Genomic DNA, 12,392 nt, shown 5'->3' with positions numbered 1-12,392 from the left:
CAAGCCTATGAAAACGTTCCATACAATCACACCAGCCAACGTTACCATTAGCCATGTGCGCGTTCGCTTCATACTTGCCCTTGTTGGAATAGTGACTGCTATTCTTTGTGCGATTACTTTGATGCATGACGATGTTCACGCTGCAGATCTCTTTCAGGCCAGCGTACCTCATCTTTTAGAAACGCCGAAAATAATGTTCTCTGATTTAGTAGGTGCCATTAAAATCTGGTTTTAGTTTTCGTTTCCCATCAGCGAAACGGTATGTTGAGCCTACAAACCTTTCTCAAGGTACACAACCCGAAAACCTTGTCAAGACTCCTATTGTTTTAACTTAAAAAAAACAACGAAGTGGCTGGAGCATTCACCCAAGAGCTACCAGCCCAGCCTTTCCTCAAACAGAGTCCCCGGAAAAAAACGGGGACTCTGCGGAGATATCAATTAATCATTTTTTTCAGCGGCCTGTGTATCCCTTACATTTTTTTGTACAGCAACCGCCGCAAACATGGCGAGTAAAAAAGCAAAGGCATAAAACCCTTTTTCACTTGGTAGCAGTTCCGCATTCCAAAGTCCGATGGTCATGAGTACAATGCACAGAATTGTTGAGAACCAACTCAGTCCATAATAGACATCGGTTACCGGAAGATTTTCCAGTCGGTCTCGTACTGCTTTTTGAAGGGAGACAACAGAAAAAAGTCCATACATCAGTGTAGTGAAATAATACCCTTTCTCATTGAGCTGCATCTCGGAGCGCCAGAGGCCGATGAAATATCCGATCATTCCTGCTCCCAGGGCGACCCATGATGCGCCCACGAAGGCTGGTGATGGTTTGCAATTCATATTCATTTTTGTTTTATGTGAATAAATCCTAACCATGAAAATGTTACTACCGTCAACATCGAAATGAATGTTGTTTAAAAAAAAGAAAATGCTGATGACTTATTATAAGTCGTTATTGAGATGGGTTTCGGAATTAAACGGATTGAATTGTATTATATTGTTTGCCGCTTGAATAGATTAGTAAACATTGAACAACATGGAAGATTATGTTCGCTGCACAGTCCGACTGCGCCTGGCCAATTTATAAACAAGTGGTGGATTCAATTCACAACTGCGGTTAATCTGATACTCTGAATCCGAGCTTAATTGCTAGTGAATTGTTATCGTGCACATTTTCTACTTCGCTCTAATCATCGCGCTTGATTCCGCGAGATCGTGGATAGCGCAGTGCTCAAGGTTAAAATGAATCGTCACAAATGACATCCATCCTAAAAGACCTTAACAAAAAAGCGTATATAAGATTGGAGCAAATTAATTCTCTTTGAAGAGTCGACAATAGCATTCTCCAAGGATGTCACCGTTGCCGAATGAGCTCATGTTTAAAACTAATAACGCGCTTATCCAGACCAGAACCGATAGGAGCAAATAGAATTCTTTCTTGCGCATAACAAATTATTTTCGACCAAGTAAATACGGTTTTGCGAACTGTGGTAAGCAACTGGTTTTGATAAATTGAGTTAGTTTATAAAATTTATTAAGATTTAACTTTAATCAGTGAACGGCGTTTCCTGAAGACTGAAGTCAAAGCACTTTTGTTTCGGCAATTTTTGGGTGTTATTTAATAAACGAACCAGCACATTGCATATTCTGAAGTTGGTGTCAAACTTCGTGAGCCCGATGTACCAATTTGAAAATAAAAAAAGGTTACAAACACGGTCAAAAAAGAATGTATGGTGCGCAACTGTTCATTCCTCATCAAATTTGCAAACCGTTGGCTAAATAAAAGCTTTAAAATTTTAGTAATTTTTATAGCTCATGAAGTATCTTTTTATTATCCCTCTTCTGCTCACAACTTACTTTGTTACTGTGGCACAGGGAGATGCTGTAGAGCCCGACGATGTCCTATGGCAAGAACTCTCGATGCGACGGTATTCGGCGGATAGTACTGCAGGAGCTGTAATTATTTTTGATAATGGCTCTTCGACACTTGCCTCGGTGGGCGCACGTGCCCTTACTTACAAACGGAATGTTAAGATTAAGATTTTTAGGAAAGACGCATTTGATGAATGGGCCAATGTGGCGTTGTTAGTGGAACGCGGAGCATTTTCAAAATTGAAAGGTGTCACGTATAATCTTGAAAATGGGAGGGTTGTAAAATCTGAAATCGACGATAACTCAATCTTTAAAAAACGCTTCAACAAGCATATTGATGAGATCAAATTTACCCTGCCTCAGGTCAAAGAAGGATCGGTCATTGAATATAGTTATGCTATAAAGGGAGATGGTTTGCCGCCGTGGCAATTTCAATATAGTATCCCCGTAATACGGAGTGAGTATACAGTTGATGTGCCTGTAGCTTTTATACTTCGTCATTCTATTACAGGTCTGCTTTCTCCGCAGCTCTTAGAAAAAAAGGGCGTGAGAAAATGGACATTAAACAATGTTCCCGCATTCAAAGCCGAACCACTTATGCCAAACGAAAGCGACTACGTATCTGCGATATCCTTTTTATATTCTTTGGGCACCTGGGATGGCATAAACTCTAGGATGTTGCATGATGAAAATTTTTGGGGTACTATCAATGGATTTCCTTTCTTAAAAAAAGAGGCACAGGAGGTCACCGCGAAATTGACAGATCCGAAACAAAAAATCATTGCTATTCAACATTATATAAAGAATCATTTCACCTGGGATGGAACAGAAGATATTTATGCTGCCGACAACCTTAAGGATAATTTCATAAGAAAAGCGGGAACGGCCGCAGACATCAATTTAGCGATGGCTTCAATGCTCCACAAGGCGGGCATCCGCGTTGAAATGGTGTTGCTAAGTACCAGGGGGAATGGCTTTGTCCGTATGGATTATCCAACGACACGGCAGTTTAATTATACAATCTGTGTTGCCTACGCGGATACCACAGCCTATCTATTGGATGCCACGGAAAAACATTTACCATGGAATGTATTACCGAAACGATGTCTGAATGGCGTAGGCCTTGTGGTTTCTGACAAGGGTTACACTTGGATAGATGTAAATACAAAAGTAAAATCGAGAACCGTGGTGACCGCGGATGTCACACTAAATGGTCAAGGGGACCTACAGGGCAGACTTACGTACACAAGACAAGGGTATGCAGCCTATGAAATGCGCGATGATTTTGCGAGAAAAGGAAAAACGCCTTACATGGAAGACTTTGTAAAGAACCGGCCATGGAGTGTTCTAAAAAGTGAATTTCAAAATTTAGACGATGTTGAAAAACCTGCTATTGAGACGCACGAGATCCTGATTAAGCAACATGGCAACGATGCTGGTGGCTTCATTTATATTGATCCGTTTATCGCTTTGAAAGAAGAGGAAAACCCATTCAAAGTTGATCAGCGAAAATTCTCGATTGACTTTGTGGTACTCAATGAAAAAGTCTATCTCACTAACATCACAATTCCTGATGGGTACCTGGTAGATGAGATCCCGAAGACACTTGTGTTAACGCTACCTGACAACAAAGGAAAATTCACCTACGCAACAAGTCAAATAGGTAATCGGTTAACTGTTGTAAGCAACATACACATCAACGAAAGAGTTTTTATGCCTGACGAGTATCCTATACTAAAAGAATTCTATAATCGTATCGTTGCCAAACAAGCAGAGCAAATTGTGTTGAAGAAGAAATAGTGGAACAAAACGATTTCCTATGCGAGGTCATTTGAAAGATGAAACGAGAGTTTCCATTGCTCTGTAGCCATGCCATAGCCGTACTGTTGTAGTCAGATATGCTGCGGAGAGCGACATCACGCAAGTTTTTTCAAGACTGAACATTTATTGTATTCATCCCCGGAAATGGATTTCTTGAACTGCTCTTAAACGTGTCGTTGCCGAATGAATCTTACCCCAGGTCAGCGGAAAGTGATTGGTCTTACGCTCTTCATTTTTTTATTGTTCTGAATCTTTTTAGTTGATTATTATGAAATTGAATGATGATCCCGCGAGATCGTGGATAGCGCGGTGCTCACGGCTAAAATGAATCGTCACAAATGACATCCACCCTAAAAGACCCTTAACAAAAAAGCGTATATAAGATTGGAGCAAAATTCTCTTTGAAGGGTCAACAATAGCATTCTCCAAGGATGTCACCGTTGCCGAATGAGCTCATGTTTAAAACTAATAACGCGCTTATCCCGACCAGAACCGATAGGAGCAAATAGAATTCTTTCTTGCGCATAATCCATTACCTTGAAAACAACGCTATAGGTATGCGCCTAATGTTTAATCCGATCTTGTCTCTCCATCTATCTCAAATCATCTCATGACTGGTTCCTGATTACTTTGATAAGTGCGGATACCTCCTCGTGCTCAAATCCTTTTTCTTTCGCCTTACGAAGCAGACTAGCAATCACATCTGTGAATTCCGTATCTAATCCCATCGATTTAACGGTGTCTGCTATTCGCTGTGAAGCGCCAATGCTGATGGACAAGGGGCTTTGTGTAACATTGAAATTACCCTCACGTATCGTATTGATTTCATATTTGTAAAACTCCAAAAAACCGGGGGCAATCTCACCAATGATGGTGCTATAATCTTCGAGGTTGATGCCTTCCATCTGACAAAATGCTACGCCGTACATGAGTCCAACATAAGATCCATATACCCAGGAAAGCGTTGCCATGTCCATTGCCGGAGAGGCCGAAGCATGTTCGCCCAGGAATTTAATATTGCCACCAAGAATATCAAGCATCTCTTTACATGAGCCATACGTTTCACGGTTTCCTCCCATAAGAATGGTTGTATCTGGCAATCCCATTTGGTCTGGCGCTACTTGTATAGCCCCGTTCAGGTACACAGCACCTAAATCCCTAAACCATGCCTCCAGTTTTTTAACTTCGGCAGGAGTTCCCGTAGTAAAATTGATGATCGTCTTGCCGGCGAATACTTTTTTGTCACTAACACCCTCAAGAATTTCCATCACCGCTAGGTTATCGAGTACGCAAATGATATTGACTGTACTTAGCGCCACGGCATCTTCGACACGCTTCGTAATTTTCGACGCGTTTACCTGCCTTGTTTTTTCTTCGGTACGATTCCACACTGTTACCTCATAATCTTTTTGGGATAACATTTCTGCTATCTTCTTGCCCATTTGGCCCAGCCCTATTACCGAGACCTTTTTCTGTGAAATATTTTTCGACATACGCTTTACTTTTAGTGAGGTGCAAAGTTGTACATCGATATGGCGATGAAGAATAACCGAAAACTTATTCAGGTACCGAGAAATTATTCGGTATCACCGAAGTCAACGAGTCCCGGCTGAATTCGTTAACTTTAAATAAAAAGCATGTACAAAAGAAAGAAAAAAGAAGATCTGGACTGCGGCTTGTATGTGACAATGAAAATATTTGGCGCAAAATGGAAACCCTGTATTATTGATGCCATTGCGCGTGGAGCGAAGCGTCCAAGTGAAATCCACAAACAGATCACCTCGACGAGTCCACGGGTACTTGATATGCAGCTAAAAGAGTTGCTAGACTTTGGGGTTGTTGCCAGGACAAATCAATCGGGATATCCTTTGTATGTCGAATACTATCTGACGCCCTTTGGAGAAAGTATCTTGCCGGTGCTGGCACAAATGGCCCAATGGGGCGAGACGCATAAAGAATTTGTAAAGCAACAAATGGCGATGGTTCTGGAGGGATCCGATGAAAATCCCGTCACTACGTCACATGATACCAAAGGAAATTTTAGACGGAATGATGTCGAGATGATTTCCATCTGTTAATGGAACGAATCGATGCTTGAACCAGAGGAAGACTTCCTTAGTTCAAAAGTTCTATCAATAGAGTTACGGTTTGAGAGTATATTAACAGATTACCTAAATAGTTTGGAACCATGATATCATCCGACGATTTAAAAAAGATACAAACGCCACTCAAGGAAAAGTACAAGACAGCTCCTGATAAAGCATTCGTCACCCTTAAAGCCATTGGCAAAATAGGAGAAGAAATATCATGCAATGTTGAAACCGGGAAAAGGATGGTCGAAGCAGGATTACATCCTGCCACCGGCGGTAGTGGCGCGCTAGCTTGTTCCGGCGATATGCTCCTGGAAGCTCTTGTTGCCTGTGCGGGCGTAACATTATCCGCAGTTGCGACAGCGATCAGTTTTCAACTTGAAGGGGGCGTTGTTTGCGCAGAAGGTGATCTTGACTTCCGTGGTACCCTAGGCGTTTCAAAAGATGTTAACGTTGGATTTAAAGATATTCGCTTAACGTTTGAGTTAGATACCAGGGAGACTGGGGAGCGTGTGGACGCCTTGCTGAAATTGACCGAAAGGTATTGCGTTGTATTCCAAACATTAAAAGTGGGAGTGCCGGTGAATGTGACAATCTCAACACCGGATTTCAAATCCTCTTCAAGCAGCTAGCATTCGGCGTAGGTGGTCAACTCATGTTAAGTATCGAGGCTCACCATCCCACCCATCCGACCTTTGCTCTCACAATCCGATTACCCATTACTGTTTACCGATTACCTCCTACAAGCTGCCCGCCACAACATACGCCTACCATATTGCCATCTTATCACCACCAATTTGGCTTTACTATCCTTTTTCGTAAGTTAGAATCACAAGCATCGGAAGTGCCCTCTTGATTTTCCGTACCCTTGATACAAAATTCATGAGATTATTTATTGCTTGCCTATCGGGATTTGTATTTTTTACATCGCTCCATGCCCAATCGGTCAATAGTTTGCGCTTCAACGAATTGATCGATCATGCAAAATCTGTACGTGACTCTTTGCCAAAAGAATCTAAAGCTTTTTATATCGCGGCATGGAGCATCAGTGAAGGTAAAGAGGCAACAAAAATAGCGTGGCTACTGAATGAGATAGGAGACTTATACCATCATGAAGGTAATTATGATTCTTCTTTGTTTTTCTATCGGAGAGGATTGTTAACTGCAATGACAGCTAACTACCCGGAAGAGGTGGTTGGCGCGTACCAGGGTTTCGCTGAGAATTTTACGAATCTGTCGCTAAGAGATTCGGCACAATTCTATCTTGAAAAAGCAATATTGTTAGCGAGGGATAAAAAGCTTTATGCGCAAGAAGCCCGGGCATATAGTAATTTAGGCAACGTTTATTCGCAAGCAAACAACCTAAAAGAATCACTGTCGCATCATATCAAAGCGGCAGATATTTATGATAGCCTTCTGAATGATCCGGTTGGATTTAGTACAGCATTGTCCAATATCGCGAATCTTCATTATTTACTTGGCAATCATGACAAAGCATTGGAGTATATACGGCAAAGCAATCCCATAGCCCAGAAGGTTTCTTTTTTCCGCGGCATCGCTTATAACCATCGACTGGCAGGAAGAATCTACAGACAAAAAAAGGAACCGGAAAAGGCATTGAAGGAATATCATCTGGCCCATACCCTGTATAACAGGAGCGGTGACAAATTTAATATGAGCGAAGTATCCAATAATATGGGTAACCTATATTATGATCTAGGAGATTTTCAAAAAGCGATGACCGAATACAAGAGATCACTTGACCTGGCTAAGGAGATCGGAGTCAAATCGTTGAGTGCTTATAATTATTCGGCATTAGGATATACCTATTATTCTTTGAAGCAATGGAAAAACGCTTCCAGCTACATGGATTCAACACGCATGCTAGCTTTTGAAATTAAGCACTCCATTTTACTTCGGGATGCATACGAGGTGCTTGCTGATATTGAAAAGGAACAGCATCAATATAAGAAAGCTTTGGCTTATCGGGAAAAGTACATTGCTATAAGCGATAGTCTAAGGTTGGCTGAGAACCGAGCTGTCATTGAAGAAATGGAGGCGAAATATCAAAATGATAAAAAGAATGCTGCTATAGAATTGTTGCGTAAGGATCAGGAAATAAAAGCAGCTTCCATAGCGAGAAAGGAGATCATACAAACCGGTACCGTTATATCACTTGTAGCAGTAATTATTATTGCCGGATTACTCCTTAATAGATTCAGACTACTCAATAAAACGAAGCGACAAATAGAAATTGAACGCATGCGAAATCAAATTGCCCGTGATTTGCACGATGACATTGGGTCAACATTATCCAGCATCAATATTATAAGCCAGCTTGCTATGAAAGAGGAACATGAGGGTGGCCTTAGCCCGCATTTTCAACGCATCTATGATCACTCGGGCCGCATCATGGAAAGTATGGCTGACATCGTCTGGTCTATACAACCAGGCAATGATTCGATGGAAAAGGTAGCAGCAAAAATGAAAGAATTTTGCGGCGAAATTCTGGAACCGATGGATATTGTTTATTCATTTGAAAATACAGAAGTCCTTTCCGGGATGACATTAAATATTGAATCGCGAAAAAATCTTTTTCTTATTTTCAAAGAGATCATTAATAACGCCGCAAAATACAGCGAAGCTACCGCGCTTAAAATTCTGTTCAGTAAAAATCACATGGGGTGGGTCATGGATATTTCAGACAATGGAAAAGGTTTTGACCCACAGTCCGCTAACTTGGGTAATGGGATAATCAACATACGCAAAAGGGCAGAAGCTATGCATGCCACGCTAAAGTTTTTTGGCGGTCCTGGTGAAGGCACGCGTATAGTCCTTGAAGGAAAGGATATCACATGATCAGGGCATGGTGACAATCAACAATTATAAAGAAGTTGCAAGATGACTAATGTGCGCGTTTCGGTATACGAAGACAACGCCCTGTTACGGGAAAGCGTAACAAGCCTGTTGAGATTGAAAGAAGGTGTTCAAGTCGTGGATGCCTACGAAAATGTGTTGGCCATCGAGGAACAAATTAAAAACGATAAACCGGATCTTGTGTTGATGGACATTGATATGCCTGGCATGAATGGAATCGAGGCGGTTAAAAAGATTCGTGTGTTTAATGACCATGTTGCTATTTTGATGCTTACGGTATTTGACGATGACCATCATGTTTTTGATGCCATTTGTGCTGGCGCTTCGGGGTATTTGCTAAAAAAACACATATCAACGCGTTTGTTTGATTCTATCGATGAAATGATGTCTGGAGGAGCGCCGATGTCTCCAAGTATTGCGCGCATGGTGATTAGTTCTATGCAGCAAGGAGCGCGTGATCCAAATCCATATTCATTAACGCCGCGCGAACGTGAAATGCTAAGTTCGTTATCGAACGGGAACAGCTATAAACTTATTGCCGCTGAATTTGCCATCAGCATTGATACCGTTAGAACACATATTAAGAAAATATATGAGAAGCTTCACGTTCACTCCCAAACTGAAGCCGTAGCAAAAGCCCTGAAGGAAAAGCTGGTTTGACTGCTTTCCACCGCGCACCGATGACCGATTACAAGGAGTAGTATTAGTAAAAAGGAAATCAGTTATCGGTAATCGGTAATCAGCGGCAGGCAATCGGTGATAAAGTCCTCCCATGTTCATGTGATTTTCAATAATAACAAATGTCTTGACATTTACAGCACGTTCATCGATTTCTTGAATACCGGAAAAAATCAAAATTATACATATGAAAAACAGCATCGTCTTTTTTCTGAGTTGCTATTTATTGTTTGCATGTACCGATCCCGTTAACCTTTCGGCTGTAAAAAAGGAGATTATGAATGGTGGAGGCAGTGGTGGGATAGGTGAGGTGGGAGAATATGTATGGACCCGTCTGCCTGATCAAGACCTTGGTGAATTTGACTACTACCACCAAAACTTTCCTTTTATTGTAGATGGTAGCACCTACTGTCTGGCAGGTTATATGGAGTATTTACCTTTTAAGTTAAACAGCCGTACGAAGCGATGGGAAAGCTTCGATAGCGATTTTGATTTTCACAATCTCTCAGAACGATATCTTTTTTCTTACGGATCTAAAATTTATTACAATTACTATGATGCTGTAGGTGGCGAATTACTGGGATACGTTGGTGCATACGATATGAATACGTCAATCGAGCAACAAAGAGCATCGCTTCCAATTGGACCTTATCCTCCACAAGAATACATTTCATTTGTTATCGGAAATAAAGGGTATTTGATAGGTGGTCGCAGAAAGGATACTAACATACCTTTGAACCAGATTTGGGAGTACGATTTTGGACTGGATCAATGGACAAACAAAGGAACTATGCCAGGCGGATCGCGGATAGGTGGTGTAGGATTCGTTGTCGGTAATAAACTGTATTTCGGATTGGGATATAGTTTAATGACGATGAATGGACAAACCATTAAACGCTACCGAAAAGATTGGTTGTCGTTTGATCCAACCTCAGGGACATACGCATCAAGTCTGCCAGATTTTCCCGGCACAGTTCAGGACGCTATACGAGGATTTTACATCAACGATAAATTATATATAGGATACAACTATTGCGATGATAACGATGCCGGGTGTAATGTGTTATGGGAATATACTATTGCTTCAGGTAAATGGTTGAAAAAATCCATTCCTCAGCATGACTATGAGGCTAATTTTTTCTCAATCGGTAATGTAGGATACATGGTCGTAGGAGCCATCGACGAATTCTGGAGATACAGCACCAGCTCAATGATCCCTGCAAGTAACGTTATTAAAGATCCGGTCAGTGCAGCAAGTAATTGAATTCAGAAACATTTTCGTGAATGGGTACTTACCGAGAAGTTGATTGACTCCAGTCAAGAAATAATTAAAATGTGGGCTTTAATCTAGCAGTCTCTCCGGAGCAATTCTTCGGAGAGGACTGCACACATGACGAGCTCAAGTCTCGCGAACACACGGTCACCACTGGAGGCGCCATGTTTAAAGCGCAATTATTTGATGTATCATATCAAGACCGAACAAACTTTGGCATTTAACTTAATCATTATGAAATCACATCTACTGTCCTTTGCGTTCATCGTCAGCTTGTTTTCGGCCGCGCAAGCACAACTAAATCCACCAACATATTACGGGGTTGGTGTTGGTACACTAGGAAAAGGAAGCAGCTACTTCGGTTATCAGGCGGGAAAATCCGTGACCGAAGCTGGTGAAGGAGGAGAAAGCTACAACTCTTTCTTCGGTGAACTTTGTGGGCAAGCCACCACCATTGGCATCGCGAACACAGCGATGGGATTTAAAGCTTTGTATAGCACGACAACACAGAGTGCGAACACGGCGATTGGATATCGAGCGCTTCAAGACAACAGCTCCGATAATAACACCGGCGTTGGATTTTTTGCGCTAAACAATAATACGACAGGTTCAACCAACACAGCTGTAGGTTCGTCAAGTTTGTATCTTAATGATATCGGTAGCGGAAATAGTGCGCTCGGGAGTTTTACGTTGAATGAAAATCGATCCGGCAGTCAGAATACAGCCGTTGGATATTTTGCTTTAAGCAACAATACAGGATCAAACAACACCGCGGTTGGCGGATGGGCAAATTACAAAAATGTAGCGGGGACTTATAATACCGTGACAGGTCATAAGTCCATGTACGAAAATGTTTCGGGACATTACAATTCATCTTTTGGTGTTCAATCCTTGATCGATAATGAGACAGGTTCATTAAATAGCGCTTTCGGTGCGTATGCGGGTCCGAATGCTACTGATCTCACGAATACAACGGCGCTGGGTTACAACGCAACGCCTACCGCGTCAAATCAAGTTCGCATAGGAAATACTTCTGTAACAAGTATCGGCGGAAAGGTATCGTGGTCCACTTTCTCAGATGGTCGTTTTAAGAGAGAAGTAAAGGAGGATGTGTCTGGCTTAGCATTCATTAATCAGCTGAGACCCGTTAGCTATGCCCTCGATGATAATGCGATTGATAAGTTTTTACGGATTCCCGATAGTCTGCAAACCGTCAACGCCGCATCAAGAAAATCGGGTGTTCGTCACACAGGCTTTATCGCACAGGAAGTAGAAGCAGTCGTCAACAAAACCGGATATGTTTTTCATGGCGTAGAAGCTCCCCAAAATGAGGGCGATCACTATGCCATTCGTTATGCAGAATTTGTCGTGCCATTGGTCAAGGCTGTGCAGGAGTTATCAAAAGAAGTAGAGGTGTTAAAGCATCAGCTCGCAAACGCCGAAAGAATCGTCAGTAACGAGCCGCGTGTGGAAGCCATTCTCTTTCAGAATAATCCGAATCCTTTTTCCAGGGACACCGAAATAAAGGTATCATTACCAGAAACAACGCTACAAGCCAGGATTATTGTTTATACGCTGGAAGGCAAACAATTAAAAGTTATCCCGATCCGTGAGCGCGGTAATATCGCTGTAAAAATTCAAGGCAATGAGATGAGCGCAGGGATGTACCTTTACACGTTGATCGTTGACAACAAAGTCATAGATACCAAACGAATGATTTTGACTGGTTATTAACCGATTTGAATATCGAACAAGGATATTCGGTGTTCAACCCAATCCCTTCG

Annotated in this window: 10 protein-coding genes; 8 read left to right on the top strand and 2 right to left on the bottom strand. The window is 41.8% G+C overall.

What is annotated here, in order from left to right; genetic code table 11:
• The first annotated feature begins 7 nt into the window (after positions 1–7).
• A complete protein-coding gene (locus tag P2W71_RS18155) occupies positions 8–235 on the top strand; it encodes a hypothetical protein (protein WP_276372734.1) in 228 nt (75 codons plus the stop codon).
• Positions 236–438: 203 nt separating this feature from the next.
• Here the strand turns inward: P2W71_RS18155 and yiaA are convergent, their stop codons facing one another.
• Positions 439–837, bottom strand: coding sequence for an inner membrane protein YiaA (gene yiaA, locus P2W71_RS18150; RefSeq protein ID WP_276372733.1), 399 nt, complete (start codon positions 835–837; stop codon positions 439–441).
• 975 nt (positions 838–1,812) lie between these two features.
• Here yiaA and P2W71_RS18145 point away from each other — a divergent pair.
• Positions 1,813–3,669 (top strand): DUF3857 domain-containing protein, encoded by a 1,857-nt coding sequence (locus P2W71_RS18145; RefSeq protein WP_276372732.1) that lies wholly within the window; start codon positions 1,813–1,815, stop codon positions 3,667–3,669.
• A gap of 629 nt (positions 3,670–4,298) precedes the next feature.
• Here P2W71_RS18145 and P2W71_RS18140 read toward each other — a convergent pair.
• Positions 4,299–5,183, bottom strand: a complete 885-nt coding sequence (locus P2W71_RS18140; RefSeq protein WP_276372731.1) for an NAD(P)-binding domain-containing protein — start codon at positions 5,181–5,183, stop codon at positions 4,299–4,301.
• A 144-nt stretch (positions 5,184–5,327) separates the two neighbouring features.
• Here P2W71_RS18140 and P2W71_RS18135 point away from each other — a divergent pair, with 144 nt between their 5' ends.
• The 6 genes from P2W71_RS18135 (at position 5,328) to P2W71_RS18110 (ending at position 12,342) form a co-directional block, all read left to right on the top strand.
• Positions 5,328–5,768, top strand: a complete 441-nt coding sequence (locus P2W71_RS18135; RefSeq protein WP_276372730.1) for a helix-turn-helix domain-containing protein — start codon at positions 5,328–5,330, stop codon at positions 5,766–5,768.
• 110 nt (positions 5,769–5,878) lie between these two features.
• Positions 5,879–6,412, top strand: a complete 534-nt coding sequence (locus P2W71_RS18130) for an OsmC family protein (RefSeq protein ID WP_276372729.1) — start codon at positions 5,879–5,881, stop codon at positions 6,410–6,412.
• Between the two features lie 250 nt (positions 6,413–6,662).
• Positions 6,663–8,639, top strand: a complete 1,977-nt coding sequence (locus tag P2W71_RS18125; protein ID WP_276372728.1) for a tetratricopeptide repeat protein — start codon at positions 6,663–6,665, stop codon at positions 8,637–8,639.
• A gap of 42 nt (positions 8,640–8,681) precedes the next feature.
• A complete protein-coding gene (locus P2W71_RS18120) occupies positions 8,682–9,317 on the top strand; it encodes a response regulator transcription factor (RefSeq protein WP_276372727.1) in 636 nt (211 codons plus the stop codon).
• 205 nt (positions 9,318–9,522) lie between these two features.
• The gene (locus tag P2W71_RS18115) at positions 9,523–10,599 is read left to right on the top strand and encodes a kelch-like protein (protein ID WP_276372726.1); all 1,077 of its coding nucleotides are present in this window, start codon (positions 9,523–9,525) and stop codon (positions 10,597–10,599) included.
• 243 nt (positions 10,600–10,842) lie between these two features.
• Positions 10,843–12,342 carry a tail fiber domain-containing protein gene (locus P2W71_RS18110; RefSeq protein ID WP_276372725.1) on the top strand — a complete coding sequence of 500 codons (1,500 nt, stop codon included), beginning with the start codon at positions 10,843–10,845 and terminating at the stop codon, positions 12,340–12,342.
• The last annotated feature ends 50 nt before the right edge of the window (positions 12,343–12,392 follow it).

It is taken from the genome of Chryseolinea sp. H1M3-3, from assembly GCF_029360725.1.
GTDB lineage: Bacteria > Bacteroidota > Bacteroidia > Cytophagales > Cyclobacteriaceae > Chryseolinea.
Note: the sequence above shows the minus strand (reverse complement) of the source record. Positions and strands in the feature narration are given on the sequence as shown.

Excerpts from the sequence above, each read along its gene's own strand:
- P2W71_RS18130 (WP_276372729.1), top strand. The coding sequence starts at position 5,879 with ATGATATCATCCGACGATTTAAAAAAGATACAAACGCCACTCAAGGAA.
- P2W71_RS18145 (WP_276372732.1), top strand. The coding sequence starts at position 1,813 with ATGAAGTATCTTTTTATTATCCCTCTTCTGCTCACAACTTACTTTGTT.
- P2W71_RS18120 (WP_276372727.1), top strand. The coding sequence starts at position 8,682 with ATGACTAATGTGCGCGTTTCGGTATACGAAGACAACGCCCTGTTACGG.
- yiaA (WP_276372733.1), bottom strand. The coding sequence starts at position 837 with ATGAATTGCAAACCATCACCAGCCTTCGTGGGCGCATCATGGGTCGCC.
- P2W71_RS18110 (WP_276372725.1), top strand. The coding sequence starts at position 10,843 with ATGAAATCACATCTACTGTCCTTTGCGTTCATCGTCAGCTTGTTTTCG.
- P2W71_RS18140 (WP_276372731.1), bottom strand. The coding sequence starts at position 5,183 with ATGTCGAAAAATATTTCACAGAAAAAGGTCTCGGTAATAGGGCTGGGC.
- P2W71_RS18125 (WP_276372728.1), top strand. The coding sequence starts at position 6,663 with ATGAGATTATTTATTGCTTGCCTATCGGGATTTGTATTTTTTACATCG.
- P2W71_RS18135 (WP_276372730.1), top strand. The coding sequence starts at position 5,328 with ATGTACAAAAGAAAGAAAAAAGAAGATCTGGACTGCGGCTTGTATGTG.
- P2W71_RS18115 (WP_276372726.1), top strand. The coding sequence starts at position 9,523 with ATGAAAAACAGCATCGTCTTTTTTCTGAGTTGCTATTTATTGTTTGCA.
- P2W71_RS18155 (WP_276372734.1), top strand. The coding sequence starts at position 8 with ATGAAAACGTTCCATACAATCACACCAGCCAACGTTACCATTAGCCAT.